21 protein-coding genes are annotated in these 20669 nt (G+C 68.5%); 10 read left to right on the top strand and 11 right to left on the bottom strand.

The window, feature by feature from the left end; genetic code table 11:
* The first annotated feature begins 144 nt into the window (after window positions 1-144).
* The 3 genes from ACQPYY_RS28190 to ACQPYY_RS28180 all read left to right on the top strand — a co-directional run bounded on the left by ACQPYY_RS28190 (window position 145) and on the right by ACQPYY_RS28180 (window position 3290).
* Complete coding sequence (locus tag ACQPYY_RS28190; RefSeq protein WP_433591626.1) at window positions 145-1362, top strand: NAD(P)-dependent malic enzyme; 1218 nt, start codon at window positions 145-147, stop codon at window positions 1360-1362.
* Window positions 1363-1488: 126 nt separating this feature from the next.
* Window positions 1489-2649, top strand: coding sequence for a sensor histidine kinase (locus tag ACQPYY_RS28185; RefSeq protein WP_433591625.1), 1161 nt, complete (start codon window positions 1489-1491; stop codon window positions 2647-2649).
* Entirely contained in the window at window positions 2646-3290 is a 645-nt protein-coding gene (locus tag ACQPYY_RS28180) for a response regulator (RefSeq protein ID WP_433591624.1), read from the top strand. The genes ACQPYY_RS28185 and ACQPYY_RS28180 overlap by 4 nt, the downstream gene beginning before the upstream one ends.
* A gap of 22 nt (window positions 3291-3312) precedes the next feature.
* Here the strand turns inward: ACQPYY_RS28180 and ACQPYY_RS28175 are convergent, their stop codons facing one another.
* Entirely contained in the window at window positions 3313-4173 is an 861-nt protein-coding gene (locus ACQPYY_RS28175; RefSeq protein ID WP_433591623.1) for an Ig-like domain-containing protein, read from the bottom strand.
* 117 nt (window positions 4174-4290) lie between these two features.
* Complete coding sequence (locus tag ACQPYY_RS28170) at window positions 4291-4998, bottom strand: TetR-like C-terminal domain-containing protein (RefSeq protein WP_433591622.1); 708 nt, start codon at window positions 4996-4998, stop codon at window positions 4291-4293.
* Between the two features lie 118 nt (window positions 4999-5116).
* Between ACQPYY_RS28170 and ACQPYY_RS28165 the strand changes: the two genes are divergently transcribed.
* Complete coding sequence (locus ACQPYY_RS28165; protein WP_433591621.1) at window positions 5117-5908, top strand: hypothetical protein; 792 nt, start codon at window positions 5117-5119, stop codon at window positions 5906-5908.
* A gap of 60 nt (window positions 5909-5968) precedes the next feature.
* Here the strand turns inward: ACQPYY_RS28165 and ACQPYY_RS28160 are convergent, their stop codons facing one another.
* The 8 genes from ACQPYY_RS28160 to ACQPYY_RS28125 all read right to left on the bottom strand — a co-directional run bounded on the left by ACQPYY_RS28160 (window position 5969) and on the right by ACQPYY_RS28125 (window position 12359).
* Window positions 5969-6304: a hemophore-related protein gene (locus tag ACQPYY_RS28160; RefSeq protein ID WP_433591620.1), complete on the bottom strand. Its 336-nt coding sequence runs from the start codon at window positions 6302-6304 to the stop codon at window positions 5969-5971.
* 91 nt (window positions 6305-6395) lie between these two features.
* Complete coding sequence (locus ACQPYY_RS28155; RefSeq protein WP_433591619.1) at window positions 6396-7754, bottom strand: ATP-binding protein; 1359 nt, start codon at window positions 7752-7754, stop codon at window positions 6396-6398.
* Window positions 7751-8422, bottom strand: a complete 672-nt coding sequence (locus ACQPYY_RS28150) for a response regulator transcription factor (protein WP_357087294.1) — start codon at window positions 8420-8422, stop codon at window positions 7751-7753. Before ACQPYY_RS28150 ends, ACQPYY_RS28155 begins: the two co-directional genes overlap by 4 nt.
* 60 nt (window positions 8423-8482) lie before the next feature.
* Window positions 8483-8905: a CBS domain-containing protein gene (locus ACQPYY_RS28145; RefSeq protein WP_357087292.1), complete on the bottom strand. Its 423-nt coding sequence runs from the start codon at window positions 8903-8905 to the stop codon at window positions 8483-8485.
* A 50-nt stretch (window positions 8906-8955) separates the two neighbouring features.
* Window positions 8956-9666: an ABC transporter permease gene (locus ACQPYY_RS28140; protein WP_433594752.1), complete on the bottom strand. Its 711-nt coding sequence runs from the start codon at window positions 9664-9666 to the stop codon at window positions 8956-8958.
* Window positions 9663-10304, bottom strand: coding sequence for an ABC transporter permease (locus ACQPYY_RS28135; RefSeq protein WP_379093827.1), 642 nt, complete (start codon window positions 10302-10304; stop codon window positions 9663-9665). The genes ACQPYY_RS28140 and ACQPYY_RS28135 overlap by 4 nt, the downstream gene beginning before the upstream one ends.
* Window positions 10301-11446 carry an ABC transporter ATP-binding protein gene (locus ACQPYY_RS28130; protein WP_433591618.1) on the bottom strand — a complete coding sequence of 382 codons (1146 nt, stop codon included), beginning with the start codon at window positions 11444-11446 and terminating at the stop codon, window positions 10301-10303. Before ACQPYY_RS28130 ends, ACQPYY_RS28135 begins: the two co-directional genes overlap by 4 nt.
* Before the next feature lie 16 nt (window positions 11447-11462).
* Window positions 11463-12359 carry an ABC transporter substrate-binding protein gene (locus ACQPYY_RS28125; RefSeq protein ID WP_433594751.1) on the bottom strand — a complete coding sequence of 299 codons (897 nt, stop codon included), beginning with the start codon at window positions 12357-12359 and terminating at the stop codon, window positions 11463-11465.
* Window positions 12360-12649: 290 nt separating this feature from the next.
* Between ACQPYY_RS28125 and ACQPYY_RS28120 the strand changes: the two genes are divergently transcribed.
* Together ACQPYY_RS28120 and ACQPYY_RS28115 are read left to right on the top strand one after the other, a co-directional pair.
* A complete protein-coding gene (locus ACQPYY_RS28120; RefSeq protein ID WP_433591617.1) occupies window positions 12650-13669 on the top strand; it encodes a glycine betaine ABC transporter substrate-binding protein in 1020 nt (339 codons plus the stop codon).
* Window positions 13670-13771: 102 nt separating this feature from the next.
* Entirely contained in the window at window positions 13772-14518 is a 747-nt protein-coding gene (locus ACQPYY_RS28115; RefSeq protein ID WP_433591616.1) for a Crp/Fnr family transcriptional regulator, read from the top strand.
* 85 nt (window positions 14519-14603) lie between these two features.
* Here ACQPYY_RS28115 and ACQPYY_RS28110 read toward each other — a convergent pair whose 3' ends face one another.
* A complete protein-coding gene (locus ACQPYY_RS28110; protein ID WP_379093842.1) occupies window positions 14604-15230 on the bottom strand; it encodes a TetR/AcrR family transcriptional regulator in 627 nt (208 codons plus the stop codon).
* Window positions 15231-15360: 130 nt separating this feature from the next.
* Between ACQPYY_RS28110 and ACQPYY_RS28105 the strand changes: the two genes are divergently transcribed.
* The 4 genes from ACQPYY_RS28105 to ACQPYY_RS28090 all read left to right on the top strand — a co-directional run bounded on the left by ACQPYY_RS28105 (window position 15361) and on the right by ACQPYY_RS28090 (window position 20600).
* Window positions 15361-16881: a flavin-containing monooxygenase gene (locus tag ACQPYY_RS28105; protein ID WP_433591615.1), complete on the top strand. Its 1521-nt coding sequence runs from the start codon at window positions 15361-15363 to the stop codon at window positions 16879-16881.
* A gap of 38 nt (window positions 16882-16919) precedes the next feature.
* Window positions 16920-17750 carry an SDR family NAD(P)-dependent oxidoreductase gene (locus ACQPYY_RS28100; RefSeq protein ID WP_379093848.1) on the top strand — a complete coding sequence of 277 codons (831 nt, stop codon included), beginning with the start codon at window positions 16920-16922 and terminating at the stop codon, window positions 17748-17750.
* A gap of 27 nt (window positions 17751-17777) precedes the next feature.
* The gene (locus ACQPYY_RS28095; protein ID WP_433591614.1) at window positions 17778-18692 is read left to right on the top strand and encodes an alpha/beta hydrolase; all 915 of its coding nucleotides are present in this window, start codon (window positions 17778-17780) and stop codon (window positions 18690-18692) included.
* A 111-nt stretch (window positions 18693-18803) separates the two neighbouring features.
* Complete coding sequence (locus tag ACQPYY_RS28090; protein ID WP_379093854.1) at window positions 18804-20600, top strand: AMP-dependent synthetase/ligase; 1797 nt, start codon at window positions 18804-18806, stop codon at window positions 20598-20600.
* Window positions 20601-20669 lie beyond the last annotated feature (69 nt).

The raw sequence follows: 20669 nt of genomic DNA, 5'->3' as shown, positions 1-20669 counted from the left end.
TCCGGTTCTCGCTCGACGATCTGTGCCGCCGTCGACCATTCCGTCACGGCGAAAAGATATATATGAGCACCGAAACCATAAAAACAGCTATTACCGAACGGTAACCGTCAAACGGTTGAGTCCGAACCGATCAGGAGTGAAAGCGTGTCACCCGTGACTGAAGCAGTGAATGCCACCGAGGCCCCCGCGTCCAATGGCGCGAACCTGTCCGACATCACCACGGAAGAAATTTTCGCCGGGCATCTTGGCGGCAAGCTTTCGGTCGAACTCACCGCACCGCTGGAGACCCAGCGGGATCTGTCCATCGCCTACACCCCGGGCGTCGCGAAGGTCTGCCTCGGCATCGCCGAGGACGAGTCCCTCGCCAAGACCTACACCTGGGCCGAGCGCCTGGTCGTGGTCGTCTCCGACGGCACCGCCGTGCTGGGTCTGGGCGATATCGGCCCGCGCGCCTCGCTGCCGGTGATGGAGGGCAAGGCGGCGCTGTTCAAGAAGTTCGCCGGGCTGGACTCGATCCCGCTCGTGCTGGACACCAAGGACCCCGACGAGATCGTCGAGACCCTGATCCGCCTGCGCCCGAGCTTCGGCGCGGTCAACCTGGAGGACATCTCCGCCCCGCGCTGCTTCGAGATCGAGAAGCGCGTCATCGAGGCGCTGGACTGCCCGGTCATGCACGACGACCAGCACGGCACCGCCATCGTGGTGCTGGCCGGCCTCAAGGGCGCGGCCGCGGTGCAGGGCCGTGACATGTCCAGCATGAAGGTCGTGGTCTCGGGTGCGGGCGCCGCGGGCGTCGCGTGCACCGACATCCTGCTGGCCGCCGGTGTCTCCGACATCGTCGTGCTCGACTCCAAGGGCATCGTGAGCAAGGATCGCGGCGACCTGAACGAGTACAAGACCGCGCTGGCCGAGCGCACCAACCCGCGCAATGTGACCGGCGGTCCGGCCGAGGCGCTCGCGGGCGCGGACGTGTTCCTGGGTCTGTCGGCGGGCACCATCGCCGAGGAGCTCATCGCGTCCATGGCGCCGGAGTCCATCGTGTTCGCCATGTCGAACCCGAACCCGGAGATCCACCCCGACGTCGCCGCCAAGTACGCGTCCATCGTGGCCACCGGTCGCAGCGACTTCCCGAACCAGCTCAACAATGTGCTGGCCTTCCCGGGCGTCTTCAAGGGCGCGCTGGATGCCGGCGCCCGCCGCATCACCGAGGGCATGAAGGTGGCCGCGGCCGAGGCGATCTTCAATGTGGTCGCCGGTGAGCTGTCCGCGGACAAGATCATCCCGAGCCCGCTGGACCCGCGCGTGGCCCCGGCGGTCGCCGAGGCCGTGGGCAATGCCGCCCGCGCCGAGGGTGTCGCGTAGTCGCACGCTGAACCGAGCCGGAAGGGGCGCTTCGTCATCGACGAAGCGCCCCTTCCGCGTTCGCGGGCGCGGGATTCGGTCGTCCCCCACACGGGGGAGGAGGGGTCCGGACGGTAGCGTGCGGCCATGGATGTGACCAGGTCACTGGCTCGGCAGTCGCTGCTGGTGGCCGCGGTGGCGGCCGTGCTGGACGGTGCGCAGATGGTGATGTGCGGCGGGTTCGGCCTGGCCCCGGTGACGGCCACCGTGCTGACCGTGGCCACGGTGGCCGCGGATCTGGCGCTGGCCGCTCCGGCGGCGACGGCGGCCGCGGTGGCGGTGGCGCAGGTGGTGGTGAAGGTGTCGGTGGCGGTGTTCGCGCACCATTACGGGCTCACCGCCAGGGTTTTCGATGTCGGGTTCCTGGTGGCCGGGTATCAGGCGGGCGCGTGGCTGAGCGGGGTGGTGTCGGTGCTGACCGTCACGCTGCTGGCGGGCGGCGCGTTGACGGTGAACATGATGGCGGCACTGGCGGGCACGAACAATCCTGTGCGGCTGGTGATCTCGGCGCTCGGGGCGGGGGTGGTGCCGTGGCTGGTGGGCCGGTACACGGCGGCGCGCGGGGCCTATATCGCGGAATTGGAGCAGCGGGAGCGGCTGCGACGGCAGGAGCAGCGGGCGGCGCTGGATCGGGCGCTGGCCGATGAGCGGGAGGCGATCGCGCGGGATCTGCACGATGTCATCTCGCATCATGTGAGCGCGATCGGAATTCACGCGGGCGTAGCGCGAATGGCTTTGTCGCGCAGTGATTCCGAGTCGGCGGCCGGGTCGGTCCATGCGGTGGAGTCCAGTAGCCGGGCGGCGATGGTGGATCTGCGGCGGCAGCTGGATCTGCTGCACGGCCGCGAGGACGACGGTGAGCGGCAGCCCGGGCTGGCCGATATCGATGATCTGGTGCACCGGGTGCGGGATGCCGGATTGACTGTGCGCGTGACCGTCTCGGGGGAGGCGCCGGTGCTGCCGGAGTCGCTCGACGTCATGCTCTATCGGGTCGTGCAGGAGATGCTGACCAATGCGCTGCGTCATGGTGGCGAGCGGGCCGAGCTCGAAATCGTCTACCGGCCCGGCTCGGTGGAGATTCGCGAGACCAATCCGATCACGGCCAGAGCGCCGGGTGCGGATGTGCATCGCGGTCTGGACGGCATCCGCCGCCGTGTCGAACTGTTCGACGGGACCGTGGTCCACGGTGCCGATTCCTCCGGAACCCGTTGGGATATCCGGGTTTCCGTCCCGATCGGAGTCGCATGAGCATCACGGTCCTGATCGCCGACGATCACGCGGTCTTCCGTTCCGGCTTGCGCGCGGTGGTGGACGCTCACCCCGATCTGGAGTGCGTGGCCGAGGTGGGTGACGGCCGCGCGGCCATCGAGGCAGCCGCCCGCACGCATCCCGATGTGGCGATTCTCGATGTCCGCATGCCCAAGCTGGACGGTTTGGCCGCGACCGAGGCGATCGTCGCCGCGGGCGGCACCCGGGTGCTGCTGCTCACCACCTACGACAGTGAGGCCAATCTGCATCGGGCCTTGTCGGCGGGCGCGAGCGGCTTTCTCTTGAAAAGTCTTCCCCCGGAAGAGCTCGTGGCCGCGATCCGGGTCGCGGTGCGTGGGGACGCGGTCATCGACCCGTCCATGACGCGTAGGCTCGCAACACGTTTCGCGCTCGGTATCGCGCCGCCGGTGGAGCCGCCCGAGCTGGCGCAGTTGACCGCCCGGGAACGGGAGGTGCTGTTGTTGCTGGCCGATGCGCGCAGCAACGGCGAGATCGCGGCCGCGCTGGGTGTCGGCGAGGAGACGATCAAGACGCACGTGTCCCGGGTACTCGCCAAACTCGGTGTGCGCGACCGCATTCAGGCGGTGGTGTTCGCGCACCAGCACGGACTCGGCCGGTAGCCGGCCGAGTCCGTGGCGGCGATCAGAATCCGAAGGATCCGGTGCTGGGCTTGGTGCCCGGGCCCGGGTCGACCGGCACGTCGGCCACGGTGACCACCTTGGTGGTGGACGAGGCGGCGACGCCGGTGCGGCCGGAGAAGTTCGCGCCGATGGTGTACGAGCCCGCCGCGCCCGGGGTCCACACGATGGTGGCCTTGCCGTTCGCGTTGACCGGGATATCGCCGAGGACCTGGTCGCCCGCCTTGAACTGGACGGTGCCGCCCGCGGCGGCCGGGGACACGGTGGCCTCCAGGGTGACCGGGGTGTTGATCTTGGCGCCGCTGACGTCGGTGAGCACGGTGGTCGACACGGCGTCGCTGGACACGGTGATGGCCGGGCCCTTGTCGGTGTAGTTGCCCGAGCCGAGGGAGCCGCTGTAGCTCATGGAGGTCGCCAGCGGGGTGTCGCGGGCGCAGTTGACGCCCACGGTGTACTGCACCTCGAAGGTCTGCGACTTCGGCGAGATGTTCGGGTACACCGGGTATTTGACGATGCTGAACGAGGCGCTGACGGCGTCCGGCGTGGTGTCGATGGAGACCTGGTCGCCGCCCATCTTCGCCGAGCCCGCGACGGGGGTCAGGCAGGTCGGGTGCGCGTCCTTGATCGAGTAGATGTACTCCACCGGGATGCCGGTCCGCTCGAACTTCGTCGACACGGTCACGACCTCGCCGGCGATCGGGTTGGTGTTGGACACCGTCCGGGTGAACTTGCTGTTCCCGTCGTTCCAGGTCACTGTCCCGGACGCGGCCGAGGCCATGCCGGGCATCGCCGCGACCGCGAACCCGGCCGCCACCGCAAACGCGGCAACCGATCCGGCCGCCCGCTGCATACTTCTGTCCACCATCGTTTCTCCCACGCACCGGGCGCCCTCGATATCGTCATCGAGGCAGGATTCACCCGAGTTGGCGGAATTAGATCACGCCGTTTACTTCCACGGACCCAATTCCGAAATGAACCCATGTCAGATAGGTCTTTGATCATCCGCGTTTCTGGTCGACTGACCATCTGTGGCGTGAGGCAGATCGCGGCCGCGTGGGTTGGCGGCGCGTCTCGGTTGATCCGGGGTGGTGTAGAGGGTGACGGCGTGGTCTGTGCAGCGCTCGATGAAAGCGGTGTCGAGGGGGCGGTCTCCGACGAGAAGGCGGAAATACAGAGGGGCGGAAAGGGTTTCGATGACGTCCCCGGGGCTGGTGTCGGGGGGGAGGTCGCCGCGCCGGATGGCCCGTCGGATGATCGAGGAGCTCTGTTCGAAGCGGGTGGCCCAGAAGTGGCGGCGAGCCGCCGCGACTTCCGGGTCCGGGGAGAGGGCGACCGTGGTGCCGAGGAGTCGGGCTATGCCGGGGCGGGAGATCAGGTCGGCGATCTGCTGGGCCAGTTGGCGGAGGTCTTCCCGGAGGGTGCCGGTGTCGGGGATGGGGTTGGTTTCGGCGGCCAGTTCGGTGACGGCGTCGGCGATGAGGGCGGTGCGGGTGCCCCAGCGGCGGTAGATGGTTGTCTCGGCGACGGCGGCACGGGCGGCCACCTCGGTGATGGTCAGGCCCTCGATGCCGTGGTCGGCTATCTGGTCGAGGGTGGCGGCGAGGATGGCCTGGCGGACTCGGGCGGATCGGCCTCCGGTCCTGCGGCGGGGGCTTGATTCCGGGTTCTCGCGGTCTCCGGGCTGATCCATGCCCTGTTCATAACAGTTTCGGAGATCGAAAGCTAACAATCCTGGCTTTAGCATTCCCATCGAACCGGGCTTAATGCTAGGCTCTCTTGCGTTAAGGATGGGGATGAGAGGACACGATATGGCCGAGCCCATCGAGATTCGTGCGGACCTGGGGGGACGGCGGATCACCCGAGATCAGGTGCGGGCGTGGGAATCGCGGCGTGCCGGTGCTGTTCTGAGAAAGCTCGCCTCCCGGCTCGGGGAGCGTGCTGTCGCCGAACTGCTGCCGGATCGCACGATCGCGGAGTTGCTCGCCGCGCCCCTCGCTGTGCAGCGAGTCACGCTGACGGACTGGAAGATTCGACTCGGGCACGCCGGGATCTACGCACTGCTCGAGCGGGATCTGGTCCGGTCGGAGCGGATGGCCCGCGTGGGGATGGCGATGAGCCGGGGTCGGACGAAGCACTCCGCGATTCGCCTGGAGGTCCCGGGCTACTCCGCGGAACGGTTCGCCGCGTGGTTCGAGAATCTGGTCGCCGACAACCGTGAGGCCGAGATGGTCGACGCCTGCCCGGATCACTATCTGCTCCGCGGGCTGCCCGACGGACGGCAGGAAGTCGTCGAGACCACCGGCGGATCGCCGATGCCGACCCGGTTCCTGGTCGACTACACCACGACCGATGCCCTGACCGTTCCGGTCGACCCGCGATATCCGATTCAGATCGCGGGGCAAGCGGTTCTGGATGACGGGCTGGTCATCGGCGGCGTCCGTCATCAGTTCCGCGATCAGGACGGCGCTGTGAACGCGCTTCTCACCGTGCAGTTTCCGGCGAGCCTGCCCGGGAGGTTCATCCGGCAGCATCGGTGGCATCTGGCCGCGGAGTTCAGCAACTGGCTGATCGCGGCCGCACCTGTGGCCGCGACGGTCTAGAGGTCCCGAAACGCGTGTGGGGCCCGGTCGTTTCGACCGGGCCCCACACGCGATGACCGGTTACTTGTGCTGCTTGCCGCAAGCCTTGTGGTAGTCGATGACGGCCTGGCGCGCCGCCTTCAGATCCTGCGCCTGCTGCGGGTTGGCCTCGCGCCAGGCCTTCAGCTCCGCCCGCCGCTGATCCTTGGGCAGCGCCTTGACCTTGGCGATCTCGGCGGCGACATCGGGATGCGCGGCCAGGTAGGCGGCGACCTTAGGGGCGGAGTCGGCGCGCGCGGCGGCCGCGGCGGCGGGGCCGCAGGCGGGGGTGTCGGCGGAGGCGGTGCCGGGGATCGCGAGGGCGATGGCGGCGGCTCCGGCGGCTCCGGCGAGGGCCACGGCGAGGGTGCGTTTCATGCTCACTCCAGGGTGTGTGGTGGGTTCGCCGTCGAATCTGCCCGCCGAACCTGAAGCCTCCCTGAAGCCGGCGGGCTTCTTCAGGTGATCTTCAGGCGGGGAGGGTGAGGCGGAATACCGCGCCCTGCGCGCCGCGGGGTTCGGGGGCGATGCAGGCCAGGTCGCCGCCGTGGGCGCGGGCGAGACCGCGGGCGATGGCCAGGCCGAGACCGGACCCGTCGGGGCGGGTGTCGCGGGCGGAATCGAGGCGGACGAGGCGGTCGAAGATGCGTTCGCGGGCTTCGGCAGGGATGCCGGGCCCGGTGTCGGAGATCGTCACTTCGACTGTGCTGGAGGAGGATCGGTCCAGCGCGGCGCGCACGTCGATGGAGACCGAGCCGTGGTCCCGCATGGCTTGGCAGGCGTTGGTCAGCAGATTGGTGAGGATCTGCGTGACGCGCTCGGGATCGGCGGACACGGTGACGGGATCGCCGATGAGGTGGAATTCGGTGTCCGGATGCAGCATTCGCATGCTGTCGAGCTGGGCGGCGGCGAGCGCGCGCAGATCGACGGGTGCGCGCCGGAGCTGGAGCCCGGCGTCGATGCGTGCCAGGTCGAGCAGATCATCGACCAACCGCCCCGCGCGATGCGTCTCGCGGACCAAGAGGAGCAGCATCCGCTGTCGATCCTCGGGATCGGTGTCGGTGGGCTGTTGCAGGACCGCTTCGGCGAGCGAGCGCACTCCCGTGATGGGTGTGCGCAATTCGTGGGCGGCGTCCCCGACGAACGCGCGAATCTGCTGTTCGGAGGCGCGGGACCGGGCCTCGGCGGCCGCGGTGTCGCGCAACGCCCCTTCCAGCGCGTCCAGCATTTCGTCGAACGCGGCCGCGGTGCGCCCCAATTCGGTGTCGGTGCGGGACGGTTCGAGCCGTCGTCCGAGGTGGCCGTGCGCGATGTCGCGGGCCAGCCGCGTCATGGCGTCGAGCGGTCCGAGCGCGTGGCGTATCCCGAACCACAGCGCGAGCGAGATGATCGCGATGGCGGACGTGGTCGCCGCGGTCAGCAGCAGTCCCAGCCGTGATTGCACCCGGGCCAGCAGCGGGGTGTCGATCTGCAAGGTGAGTCGGCTGCCGTCGATCTCACCGGACCCGCTCAAGCGAATGAGGCGTGTCTTGGTGGTGGTGTCCTCGGCGATCCGGTGGTCGAGGCTGCCGAAGGTGCGGCCGTCGGCGAGCACGAGCCGCACCCGCACGGATCGGGTGTCGACGTGGGCGACGAGATCTTCCGGTGTCACCCCGTTCTGCGCGAGCTCGCGGGCCAGCTGCGCTCGGTCGGTGAGCACCGTGTTCTCGCTGCGGTTGACGACCAGCCCGAACAACGCGTGCACGCTCAGCGCGACCAGCACCAGTACGATGCCGGAAACCAGTGCGGCGGTGAGGGTTACCCGCCCACGCAGCGAGACCGTCCTCACTTCGGCGCCCGCAGGGTGTACCCGAGCCCGCGCACCGTGTGCACGACCCGCTCCCCGTGTTCCTCGAGCTTGCGCCGCAGCGCGCTGACGTGCACTTCGACCAGATTCGGGTCGTAGTCGTCGTATCCCCACACGGCCGTGAGGATCTGGGTCTTGGTCACCACCCGGTCCCGCTGCGCCGCCAGGTACGCCAGCAGTTTGAACTCGGTGGCGGTGAGCGTGAGTTCCTGTCCGCCCCGGCGCGCGGTGCCGGTGTCCACGGTCACCTCGAGGTCGCCGATCACGGTGCGGCGCTGGAGTTTCCCCATTCGCCGCAGCAGCGCGTCCACGCGGGCCACGAGTTCGGTGAGGTCGAACGGTTTCACCAGGTAGTCGTCGGATCCGGCGCGTAGTCCCCGGACCCGGTCCTCGACGCCGTCGCGGGCGGTGAGCATGACCACGCCCGCCGCGGAGCGCGCCCGCACCGATTCCAAGAGTGCGAACCCGTCCCGCCCGGGCAGGCCGACGTCGAGCACCACCACGTCGGGCCGGTAGCGGGTGAGGTCTTGTTCCAGCAGCGCGCCGTCGCCTCGCGCGAGCACGTCGTGCCCGGCGGCGGTGAGCCCGGCTCCCACGGCGGCGCGAATGGCCTCGGCGTCTTCGATGACAAGAATGCGTCCCGGTTGCACCCGGCAATTCTCCGGTCACTGCCTGTGAATCCGCTGCGAACCGGGACGCTTCCCGTGGATTTAGTGCGGCACCGCCACGGCACTGATGAACGCGGCGAGCTGCTTGTCGCTGACGTTCTTGGCGAGGTCGGATTCGCAGATCATGCCCGCGAGCTTGTTGCCCTTGCGCATGTCGAGGACGGGCATGCGTTTGATCTGGTTCTGCTCCATGACGTCGAGGACGGTTCCGAGGTCGGTGTCGACGTCCACCGACCACACCCGGCCCTGGGCCAGGTCTCCGGCGCGAACCTTGCCCGGATCGTGTCCCATGGCGATGCAGTTGACCACGATGTCGCGGTCGGTGAGCATGCCGATCATCTGGTCGCCGTCACAGATCGGCAGGGCGCCGACGTCCATGTTGCGCATCATCTGCGCGGCGCGATCGAGCGTCTCATCAGCGGGGATGCATTCCGCATTCCGGTGCATGATGTCGCGAGCCTTCACTGCGAACCTCCTGTCTCGGATGGGTGTGCCAGGAGACATCGTGACCCCGATCACACCGGAAGGTCAATGCGCTTGTTTCGGATCCGGGCGGTGAGCTGGCCGAATCGTCCGGTCCCGGGCGCGCTCAGCCACACCACGAACGCCAGCAGACCGTCCAGGACGAGCGCCAGCGCGGCCACCAGGATCGCGCCGACCAACACCTTGTCGTAGCGGTAGAGGCTGATGCCGTCGAAGATGTACCGGCCCAGCCCGCCCAGGTTCACGTAGGCGGCGATGGTCGCGGTCGCCACCACCTGCAGGGTGGCCGCGCGCAGGCCGCTGAGCAGCACCGGCAGCGCGTTGGGGAGTTCGACGCGCAGCAGCACCCGCGGCTCGCTCATGCCCATGGCACGGGAGGCGTCGACCACGATGGGGTCCACGTTGGCGATGCCCGCGTACGCGCCCGCCAGCAGCGGCGGAATGCCGACGGTGAGCAGCGCCAGCAGTGGCGGGGTGAGCCCCAGCCCCATGAGCAGCACCACGAAGGTGAGCACGCCCAGGGTCGGCAGGGCGCGCATGGAGTTCGCGAATCCGACGATGAGCGCCGACCCGCGCCGGGTGTGCCCGATCAGCAGGCCGATCGGCACCGCGATCACGGCCGAGAGTCCCACGGCCAGCAGGCTGTACCAGAGGTGTTCGAGCAGCCGCCGCCCGATCCCGGCGGGACCGGACCAGTTCGCGCCGTCGGTGAGGAAGTGCCAGGCGTCCACGAAAAGGTTCACCGCGCAGCCCCTTTCAGCCACGGCGTCGCCACCTTGCCCAGCAGGTACAGCGCCCGGTCCACGATCAAGGCCAGCACCAGTACGACGATGATGCCCGCCACGATCTCGTCCGGATAGTCACGCTGATATCCCTGCGTGAACAGCTTGCCGAGCCCGCCCACCCCGATCAGCGCGCCGACGGTCACCATCGAGATATTGGTGACGGCCACGACTCGCAGGTTGGCGAGGAAGACGGGCAGCGCGAGCGGGAAGTCGACGGTGAGCACCCGCCGCCAGCGCGGGTAGCCGATGGCGTCGGCAGCGTCGAGGGTGGCGTCGGGCACCGAATCCAGTGCCGCCGGCACCGCCGTCACCAGCAGCGCCACCGAGTAGATGGTCAGGGCGATAACGACATTCAGCGGATCGATGACCCCGATCCCGAGCAGTGGCGGCAGGATCACGAACAATGCCAGCGACGGAATCGTGTAGGCGATCCCGGCCGTGGTGGTGGTGATCCGCCGCAGCCAGCGCGCCCGATGTGCGAGCGCGCCCGCCGGGATCGCGATCACCAGTCCGAGCGCCAGCGGCAGCAGCGCCAGCCACAAGTGGGTGCGGGCGTATCCGGCGATCTCGCCGACATTGTCCAGCAGGTACTTCACGTGGTCTCCTCGAAGAAGACCCGATTGCGTTCGGCGTCCTCGGCGGTGCGCTGCCGGTGCAGCTGTTCGAGCACGTCGCGGGCGTAGATGGCGCCGCGCACGCCGCCGGAATCGTCCACCGCGACACCGATTTCCGCGGGCGAGGAGATGGTGGCGTCGAGTGCCTGCCGCAGGTCGCCGCCGGGCGGGAACAGGGAGCCGCCCGAGGCCATGCTGTCGGCGAGCGCGTGCCCGGCGCGGACGCCTTCCACGCCGGTGGTGTCGATCCAGCCCATGGGTTTCTTGGCCTCGTCGATGACGAGCCGCCATTCGCCCTTGTCCAACCGCAGGCCGGGCACCTGTTCGGGGGAGACGGTGGAGAGGTCGTGCAGGGGTACGGCGCCGGCGGCCCGGAAGGACAGTTCGCGGTAGCCGCGGTCGCGGCCCACGAATCCGGCGACGAAATCGGTGGCGGGCCGGGCGAGTACGGTCTGCGGGACGTCGTGTTGTTGCAGGTGCCCGCCGGGCCCGAAGACGGCGATGTGATCGCCGAGTTTGATGGCCTCGTCGATGTCGTGGGTGACGAAGACGATGGTCTTGTGCAGTTCGGCCTGCAGCCGCAGCATCTCGTTCTGCAGTTCGGTGCGCACGACGGGGTCGACGGCGCTGAACGGCTCGTCCATGAGCAGGATGGGCGGGTCGGCGGCCAGCGCCCGGGCGACGCCGACGCGCTGCTGCTGGCCGCCGGAAAGTTGCGCCGGATAGCGTTGCGCCAGAGCGTGATCCAGTCCGACGCGATCCATCACCTCCAGCGCCGCCCGCCGGGCCGCGCGGCGGGACTGCCCGCGCAGCACCGGCACGGTGGCCACATTGTCGACGACGGTGCGGTGCGGCAGCAGGCCCGCGCTCTGGATCACGTACCCGATGCCGAGTCGCAGTTCGACGGGGTCGACGCGGGAGATGTCCTGTCCGCCTACGGTGATGGCGCCGCGGCTGGGGCTGATCATCCGGTTGATCATGCGCATGGAGGTGGTCTTGCCGCAGCCGGAAGGTCCCACGAACACGGTGAACGACCCGGATTCGATGCGCAGGCTCAGGTCGTGGACGGCGGTGCTGCCGTCCGGGTAAGTCTTGCTGACGCCGGTGAATTCGATGTCGGACACCGTGTTCCGCCTCTCCTTATGCGATCGGCTGGTCGAGCCCCTGCGCGGCGGCCCACTGGCGGGCGGCGGCGGCCGGTTCGGTCTTGCTGCTGCCGGAGACGGCGGTATTGAGCGAGATGAGTTCGGCGGTGGTGAGTTTCGCGGACGTCGCGTCGAGCACCTTGGTCAGCTTGTCGCTCTTCTTGGCGGTGTTGTAGAGCGGCACCACGTTCTGCGGCGGGAAGTTGTGCTTGGGGTCGGTCAGCACCACCAGGTTGTTGGCGGCGATGGCGGGGGAGGTGGTGAAGATGTCGGCGGCGGTGACCTGGCCGTCGGTCAGCGCCTTCACGGTGGCGGGGCCGCCACCGTCTGCGATCGGCACGAAGTTGCCGGCGGAGATGTCGAGTCCGTAGTTCTTCTTCAGGCCGGGTAGCCCGCCCGGCCGTTCGGAGAATTCCGCCGGCGCGGCCAGTTTCACCTCGGCCGAGTGTGCGGCCAGGTCGGCGATGCTGGTCAGATTCCATTTCTCGGCGGTCGCCTTGGTGACGACGACGGCGTCGGAGTCCTCGCCGGGTGCGGGCGTGCCGATGGCGAGCTGATCGCCGAGCGCCTTGGCGAGTGCGGTGTTCACTTCGTCGGGCGTGGTGGCGGTGCTCGATTTGTCCAGGTATTGCAGCAGATTCCCGGTGTAGTCCGGGATCAGGTCGATGGCGCACTGCTTCAACGCGGGCACGTACGCTTCACGGCTGCCGATATTGAGTTTGGTGTCGACGCTGAACCCGTTGGCCCGCAACGCTTCCGCGTAGACGTCGGCCACGGTCTCGGATTCGGGGAAGTTGGCGGACCCGACGGTCACCTTGTTCGCGTCGCCGCCGCAGCCGCCGCCCCCACCGAGCGGATTGGACTTGTTGTCGCCACAGGCGGACAGTGCCATGGCGGCGGCCAGCGCGACCGACGCGGCCAGGATTCGGAGTACGGTCCGGGAGATGCGCTTGCCATCGGCGCGCGTGGTGATGAGCGATTGCACTGTCGTCCTTCCGAGCGGGATGCCTGCGGCGGGCGGGGTGTCACCACCCCTGGAACAGACCTAACTGTCCATATTGCCCGTCTCATCCCGCGAACGGTGCCTACCTACGGTCGGTTTCACGCTTCCGGCGGAAAAGGCACGCCCGATGTCCGGCCCGGTTTCACCGCCGCGAGGGTCGGCGCGGCAGACTGTTGCGCGTGTCCGGCACTGACTCCCATCCCTCGCAGGCGCTCGGCCGCCGCGCCGCCCGCCGTCGCCCGTCGCGCCGCGCGCGCACGTCCGGGACCGGATCCAACCGATTGGTTTGCGCCGTGCGAACACTGGGCCGGGGCGCGCTCGTCACCGCGATCGCGGTGGCCGCGGTGGCCTGCGGCAGCAAGGACGCCGGTCCGGTTGTGACGGTGGGAGCAGGGGATTCGCCCCAGTCCCGGATCATCGCCGAACTCTACGCGGGCGCACTGGCCCGCACCGGCCTGCACACCCGCGTCGCGGAGCGGGTGGGTTCCCGCGGCGATCTGCTCGCCGCCCTCGACTCCGGCGACCTCGCCCTGTTCGGCGACATCACCGGCGACATCCTCACCGCCCTCGACTCCACCGCCACCGTCACCAAGCCGGACGCGGTGAATGCGGCCCTCGCCAAAGCCCTTCCGCAGGGTGTCGCCACCTCCGACCCCGCCGACGGCACCGACCTGCGCCCCGCCATCGTCGCCTCCGCCGCCCACCCCACGACTCTCCCGACCTCCCTGAAGGACCTGGCCCCCCGCTGCGACAGCTTGATCCTCGGCATCGACACCGGCGCCCCCCTGGACGCGCAACGCACCCCCCTCGACCCCGAAGTTGATGTCCTGACCCCCCTGCAGTCGGTCTACCACTGCACCATCACCCGATGGGTCGCCTTCACCACCCCCACCGACCTCCGAAAAGCCCTCTCCGAAGGCGAAATCGACCTAGCAGTCCTCCCCGGCCCCTCATCCTTCCTCCCCGGCGACGGCGCCGACCTAACGCCCCTCTCCGACCCCGACTACGCCTTCCGTGCCGCCATGGTCGCGCCCATCCTCCGCAAGTCCGCCCTCACCGACCCGCAGCTCCGCAAACTCAACTACGTGGCAGGCGAACTCACCACCACCGAGCTCGCCGACATGATCCACCAGATCCGCGACCAGAACGCCATCCCCTCCACCGTGGCCCGAACCTGGCTCGACGCCCACGCCCTCTGATCCGGGTCCACCACCGTCGCGCTGTGCCACAAACCCTTTCGGTCGCTTACCGTGGAGGGTTCGGGGGCAGCTTCCAACGGCGGTACGGAACTGGATACGACGGTGAACTCACCTGACGACGATCATCTGGGCAATTGGCCCTGGCCCACAGGTACTTTCATGGAGCGGCTGTGCCCGCGATCCCGGAGGTCGCTGCTCCGGCTCGGGACGCGGACGTACGGCCCGCCGGGCACGGTTCTCATGCGGCAGGGCGATCCCGGCAGCATGGTGTATCTGCTGCGCTCGCGCGACCGCTCGTTGTCGGCGTGCGTGAAGATCACCACGGCCGACGGCCGGCTGCTCGCGATCCGGGTCAGCGGTGACGTGATCGGTGAACTCGGTGCGCTGGTGCCGGATTCGCTGCGCTCCAACACCGCGACCGTGTGCACGCCCACCATCGTGCACCGCATCCCGGGCACGGCGTTCATGACCTTCCTGGAAACCCATCACGACGGTTCCCTGGTGCTGTGCCGTTCCCTGGCCGACCGGCTGGCCTGGTCGGATCAGCGCCGCCTGGATTTCCGCGACCATCAGGTGCGGGTGCGGCTGGCGCGCCTGCTCGTCGAGTTCGTCGAGTCGTACGGGCGGCGGGTGGCGGCCGGGTGGGAGCTCACCGTGCGGCTGTCCTACGAGGAGCTGGGCAATCTGGTCGGGGCGCGGGTGGACGCGGTGGGCAAGGCGATGAAGGAACTGGGCGCGGACGGTTCCGTGTGCCTGATGAAGCGACATGTCATGGTTCGTCATCTCGAAAACCTGCGGCGGGCAGCCGAGTTGACGGATGTTTTCGTGAAAGACGCCCGGGTGACCTGATTTTTCAGGCGTGCTCGCTGTATCGCCCGCTTGCTGGTGGTCCACAGCCAACTGGCGGCAGAGCTCATGCTCGCGGCGGCGGCGCTCACTGCTGAAGGGCGGCGGCCAGATCTGCGTTGAGGGCGAGGGCGGGCAGGGAGGTTACGAGCATGTCCACGAGGGCTTCTCGGGGGATGGGTTCCTCGCGGAGCCAGGTGAGGGTGGTTTCCTCGACGAAGGCGATCCAGCCTCGGACCGCCAAGGCGAGCCGGGGGCGGTCGGGGTCGTCGGCGGGGATGGGGGCCTCGGTGAGGATGCGGTCGACGAGGGCCATGCGGGTGGCGTTGACGAGGGCCACGAGTTCCGGGCTGGCGCTGGCGGGGCCGCGGAGCAACGCCAGATACGAGGTGCGGTTCTCGGTGACGTAGGCGATGTAGCGCTCGATCGCGTCCTGCAGCATGTCGAACAGCGACAGGGTGGGGTCGGGGGTGGTGCGTTCGAGGAGTTCGGCATTGGCGTGGTTGACGATCGCCAGGTGGAAGTCGTGCTTGGTGGGGAAGTAGTGGAAGAGCAGGCCGCGGGAGATGCCGGCCTGGGCGGCGATCTCGCCGATGGAGATGTCCTCGAGGGCGCGTTCGCGCAGCATGCGGGCGCCGAGGGTGATCAGTTGCTCGCGGCGTTCGCCGGGGCTGAGGCGCACGCGTTTGGCCCGGCTGTCCGGTCTGCTGCTCACGACGCGCTCCTTGGTCACTTGTCCGACAGTACTGACTGGGGTCGACAGTTACTGAACACGAGTCAATAATATTGACCAGCGCTCAATAACAGTATTGACTCCCACTCAATAAGACCATATTCTCGGGTACATGAGTCGCAAGGTTACAGACAAAGCTGTCGGCAACCGGCCCGCCCGGCACTCCCACGTGATCATCGTCGGCAGCGGGTTCTCGGGCCTGGGCCTGGCCATCCGGCTGAGCAAGCAGGGACGCACCGATTATCTCGTGCTGGAGCGCGGCAACGATGTCGGCGGCACCTGGCGCGACAACACCTACCCGGGCGCGGCCTGCGACGTCCCCTCGCAGCTGTACTCGTACTCCTTCGCCACCAACCCGGAGTGGTCGCGCTCGTTCTCCAAGCAGCCGGAGATCCAGCGCTACATCCAGGGCGTCGCCGACAAGTACGGCGTGCGCGACAAGCACATCTTCGACTGCGAGATGACCGGCGCCCAGTGGAACGCCGCCGAGGCGCGCTGGGAGATCCAGACCAGCCAGGGCCCGTTCACCGCGGACATCCTGGTGTCCGCCGTCGGCGCGCTGTGCGAGCCCAACCTGCCGGACATCAAGGGCATCAACGACTTCCAGGGCGAGATCTTCCACTCCGCCCGCTGGAACCACGACTCCGACCTGGCCGGCAAGCGCGTCGCCGTCATCGGCACCGGCGCCTCCGCCATCCAGATCGTCCCGAACATCGCGGCCGAGGTCGCGCACCTGGACGTCTACCAGCGCACCGCCCCCTGGCTGCTGCCCCGCGTCGACCGCGAGTACCTGGCCCCGGAGAAGTTCGCGCTCAAGCGCATTCCCGCGCTGCGCAGCCTCTACCGCGCCGGCATCTACGCCGCCCGCGAGACCCAGGTGGTCGGCCTGGCCAAGTTCCCGCCCGCCATGCTCGCCCTCGAGACCGTGGCCCGCGCCAAGCTGTTCGCCGAGGTCCGCGATCCGGAACTGCGCAAGAAGGTCACCCCGAACTTCCGTATCGGCTGCAAGCGCATGCTGATCTCCAACGAGTACTACCCGGCCCTGAGCCGCGAGAACGTGGATGTCGTCACCGACGGCATCAAGGAGATCCGCCCGAACGCCATCGTCACCAAGGACGGCGTCGAGCGCGAGGTGGACGCGATCATCGTGGCCACCGGCTTCCATGTCACCGACTCGCCGGTCTACGACACGGTTTCCGGCCGCGACGGCCGTACCCTGTCCGAGGTGTTCGACGCCATCGGCCAGCAGGGCTACAAGGGTTCGGCGATCAACAACTACCCCAACATGTTCTTCATGCTCGGCCCGAACGTGGGCCTGGGCCACACTTCGATGGTGTTCATGCTGGAGTCGCAGATCAACTACATCTCCGACGCCATCGCCCAGTTCGACAACCTGCGCCTGCGCACCGTCGAGGTCCGCAAGGACGTGCAGGACGAGTACAACGCGGGTCTGCAGCGCAAGCTGGAGGGCGCGGTGTGGAGCACCGGCGGCTGCGCCTCCTGGTACCTGGACAAGCACGGCAACAACACCACGCTCTGGCCGGACTTCACCTTCCGGTTCCGTAGTCTGCTCGAGCACTTCGACGTCGCGGCCTACGAGACCACCCGCCGGCCTGTCGCACAGGCCGTTTAGTCACACCCCCCACTCCTGACGAACCGAAAGCGGTAACCGTGAGCAACGATGCTTACTTCAAGGACAAGGTCTGCGTGATCACCGGTGCGGGTTCCGGCATCGGCCGCGCGCTGGCGGAGAACCTGGCCAAGCGGGGCGCGCACCTGGCGCTGTCCGACATCGACGCCGAGGGCCTCGCCGAAACCGTGCGGCGCTGTGAGAAGTTCGGCGTCAAGATCAAGTCCGATCGCCTGAACGTGGCCGAGCGCGAGGCCGTGCTGCTCTACGCCGACGAGGTGAAGAAGCACTTCGGCAAGGTCAACCAGATCTACAACAACGCCGGCATCGCCCACCACGGCAATGTCACCGACACCGCGTTCAAGGACATCGAACGCATCATGGATGTCGACTTCTGGGGCGTCGTCAACGGCACCAAGGCGTTCCTGCCGTACCTCATCGAATCCGGTGACGGCCACGTGGTGAACGTGTCCAGCCTCTTCGGCCTGATCGCGGTCCCCGGCCAGAGCGCCTACAACTCGGCCAAGTTCGCGGTCCGCGGCTTCACCGAGGCGCTGCGCCAGGAAATGCTGATGAGCGGCACCCCGGTCAAGGTCACCTGCGTGCACCCCGGCGGCATCAAGACCGCCGTCGCCCGCAACGCCACCGTCTCCGAGGGCCTGGACCAGAAGAATCTGGCGAGCCTCTTCGACAGCAAGCTCGCCCTGCACACCCCGGAGATGGCCGCGCAGACCATCACCGAGGCGGTCCGCAAGGGCTACGGCCGCGTGCTGATCGGCTGGGAGGCCAAGGCTCTCGACCTGTTCGTGCGCACCACGGCTTCGTACTACCAGCGGATCTCCGCGGTCGTGCAGAAGCGGTTCCTGCCGTAATACAGCGATTCTGAAGGACATTCGGTCATGCCCGATGTGACACTGCCGTTGCCCGTCGTCCGAGCCGTGCTGAACCCGGTCTTCCGGGTCATGCTCCATCACCGGCTCCCGTTCGGTGTCCAGCGGGCACTGATGGATTGGGGTTCGGTGGCGCAGCGCGCGCCGCGCGGCACCCATGTCGAGCACATCCGCCTCGGCGGCCGCCCGGCCGAGCGCGTCTCGGTCGGGCCGGTCTCCGACAGCGCCACCGTGCTGTATCTGCACGGCGGCGGCTACACCGTCGGCTCGCCGCTCACGCACCGCTCGCTGGCGGCCTACCTGTCCCGCGAAACCGGTTGCGCCGTGCAGGTTCCCGACTACCGGCTGGCCCCCGAGCACCCGTTCCCGGCGGCGCTCGAGGACGCCGAGGCCGCGTTCCTGGAACTGGTGGCGGCCGGTTACCGGCCGGAACGCATTGCGGTGGCCGGTGATTCGGCCGGTGGCGGGCTGTCACTGGCGCTGGCCGAGCGACTGCGCGACCGGCACGGCCTGACCCCGGCCGCCCTGGGCCTGATCGCGCCGTGGACCGACCCGAACGAGGTCCCCACCCGCAACCGCGATCTGGTCATCAACAAGCCGTGGTCGCGGGCCTGCGCGGCGGCCTACCTGGGTCGCGGCGACGGCAAGGACGCCGGGTACGCGCCGCTGCTGGGCGAACTGCGCGGACTGCCGCCTACCTACGTCCAGGCCGACAAGGCCGAGCTGCTGCACGACCAGTGCACGCGGCTGGTGGCGCAGCTGCGCGCGGCGGGTGTGCCGACCGAGTTCACCGAGACCGAAGGCCTCTGGCATGTCGCCCAGTTGCAGGCGGCTCTGGTGGCGCCGGCCGCCGCGGTCACCGTCGAACTCGGGCAATTCCTGCGCCAGGCGCTTCGACCGGCGCAAACTCGGTCAATAGGATAGAGACGAATCACAGCGCGAGACCGTCCGGGAACAGGTTCGGGCGGTCCGCGGAGAGTTACCTGTGAGCGTGGCGTAAATTACCCGCCAGTAAACCTCTGTGGAAGGGCAGCGATGCGAGAGTTCGAAGTCCCGGCTACCTACACCATTCCGGAGAACGCCAACATGTCGGACGGCGCGTTCCGGCATGCTGAGAAGACCCCCGAGCTGGTGGTCTTCAACACCCCGAATGGCAAGGGCGGCTGGAACGACGTCACGGCGGCGACGTTCGCGAAGACCGTGACCGACGTGGCCAAGGGACTGGTGGCCTCCGGTATCGAGCTCGGCGACCGCGTCGCCGTCATGGCTCAGACCAGCTACGAGTGGGTCGTGCTGGACTTCGCCATCTGGGCGGCCGGCGGCTGCACCGTCGCGATCTACGACTCCTCCTCCGCCGAGCAGGCGCGCTGGATCCTCGAGGACTCCGCCACCAAGCTCACCGTCGTCCAGAACGACAAGCACCGCGCCACCATCGCCGAGATCGAGGCCGGGCTCGACAGCCTGCGCGAGGTCCTGCAGATCGACAAGGGCGCGATCGCCGAGCTGACCGCCCGCGGCAAGGATCTCGACGACGCCGTGGTGCACGAGCGCCGCGCCCAGGTGAAGGCCGCGTCCCCGGCCACCCTGATCTACACCTCCGGCACCACCGGCCGGCCCAAGGGCGTCATGCTCTCGCATGCCAACCTCTACGCCGAGTCGGCCGCCGACCGCTCCTCCATGAGCGAGTTCCTGCAGCCCGGCCGCAAGTCGCTACTGTTCCTGCCGCTGGCCCACGTGTTCGCCCGCGCGGTCGCGCTGGCCGCCTTCGACGCCGGCGTCACCGTGGCCCACACCGCCGACTGGTCCACCCTGGTCGAGCAGTTCGGCCAGTACAAGCCGAACTTCATCCTCTCGGTGCCGCGCGTGTTCGAGAAGGTGTTCAACGGCGCCAAGCAGAAGGCGCACGACGGCGGCAAGGGCAAGATCTTCGATTACGCCACCGAGATCGCCATCCAGTACAGCCAGTCGCTCGAGACCGGCGGCCCCGGCATCGTGCTCAAGCTGCAGCACGCGGTACTCGACAAGCTGGTGTTCAGCAAGCTGCGCGAGGCCATGGGCGGCCAGTGCTCCTCCGCCGTCTCCGGCGGCGGCCCGCTGGGCGCGCGCCTGGGCCACTACTTCCGCGGCGCCGGCGTCACCATCTACGAGGGCTACGGCCTGACCGAGTCCACCGCGGCCGTCAGCGTCAACACCCCCCGGCACATCAAGGTCGGCTCGGTCGGCCGCCCGCTGCCCGGCCACGGCGCCAAGGTCGCCGAGGACGGCGAACTGCTGATCCGCGGCCCGGTCGTGTTCGGCGGCTACTGGAACAACCCGGAGGCCAGCGCCGACGCGTTCGACGCCGACGGCTGGTTCAAGACCGGCGACCTGGGCGCCATCGACGAGCAGGGCTTCATCGCGATCACCGGTCGCAAGAAGGAAATCCTGGTCACCGCGGGCGGCAAGAACGTCTCCCCGGCCATGCTCGAGGACTCGCTGCGGCAGAACGCGCTGATCAGCCAGGTCATGGTGGTCGGCGACGGGCAGCCCTTCATCGCCGCGCTGGTCACCCTCGACCCCGAGGCGCTGCCGGCGTGGAAGACGCGCAACGGGATTCCCGCCGACACCCCGATCGAGCACCTCATCGAGAACCCGGCCCTGGTCGGCGAGATCAATGACGCGGTCGCGGCCACCAACAAGCTGGTCTCGCACGCCGAGGCGATCAAGAAGGTCCGCATCCTGCCGGTCGACTGGACCCAGGAGGGTGGCGAGCTGACCCCGAAGCTGTCGCTCAAGCGGGCCGTCGTCATGAAGCAGTACGCGGCCGACGTGGACGCGATCTACAACTCCTGATCGGAGTCGACTCCTGACCCGAGTCGAACGAGGCGCTGCCGGTGGAAATTCCACCGGCAGCGCCTCGTT

It is taken from the genome of Nocardia sp. CA-145437 (assembly GCF_050956485.1).
GTDB lineage: Bacteria > Actinomycetota > Actinomycetes > Mycobacteriales > Mycobacteriaceae > Nocardia.
The sequence above is the reverse complement of the archived record's forward strand: the minus strand, read 5'-3'. Positions and strand labels throughout refer to the sequence as shown.

What these genes read in the sequence shown, in the direction of transcription:
- ACQPYY_RS28185 (WP_433591625.1), top strand. Translation starts at nt 1,489, where the DNA reads ATGGATGTGACCAGGTCACTGGCTCGGCAGTCGCTGCTGGTGGCCGCG.
- ACQPYY_RS28180 (WP_433591624.1), top strand. Translation starts at nt 2,646, where the DNA reads ATGAGCATCACGGTCCTGATCGCCGACGATCACGCGGTCTTCCGTTCC.
- ACQPYY_RS28175 (WP_433591623.1), bottom strand. Translation starts at nt 4,173, where the DNA reads ATGGTGGACAGAAGTATGCAGCGGGCGGCCGGATCGGTTGCCGCGTTT.
- ACQPYY_RS28170 (WP_433591622.1), bottom strand. Translation starts at nt 4,998, where the DNA reads ATGGATCAGCCCGGAGACCGCGAGAACCCGGAATCAAGCCCCCGCCGC.
- ACQPYY_RS28165 (WP_433591621.1), top strand. Translation starts at nt 5,117, where the DNA reads ATGGCCGAGCCCATCGAGATTCGTGCGGACCTGGGGGGACGGCGGATC.
- ACQPYY_RS28160 (WP_433591620.1), bottom strand. Translation starts at nt 6,304, where the DNA reads ATGAAACGCACCCTCGCCGTGGCCCTCGCCGGAGCCGCCGGAGCCGCC.
- ACQPYY_RS28125 (WP_433594751.1), bottom strand. Translation starts at nt 12,359, where the DNA reads ATGGCACTGTCCGCCTGTGGCGACAACAAGTCCAATCCGCTCGGTGGG.
- ACQPYY_RS28105 (WP_433591615.1), top strand. Translation starts at nt 15,361, where the DNA reads ATGAGTCGCAAGGTTACAGACAAAGCTGTCGGCAACCGGCCCGCCCGG.
- ACQPYY_RS28095 (WP_433591614.1), top strand. Translation starts at nt 17,778, where the DNA reads ATGCCCGATGTGACACTGCCGTTGCCCGTCGTCCGAGCCGTGCTGAAC.
- ACQPYY_RS28090 (WP_379093854.1), top strand. Translation starts at nt 18,804, where the DNA reads ATGCGAGAGTTCGAAGTCCCGGCTACCTACACCATTCCGGAGAACGCC.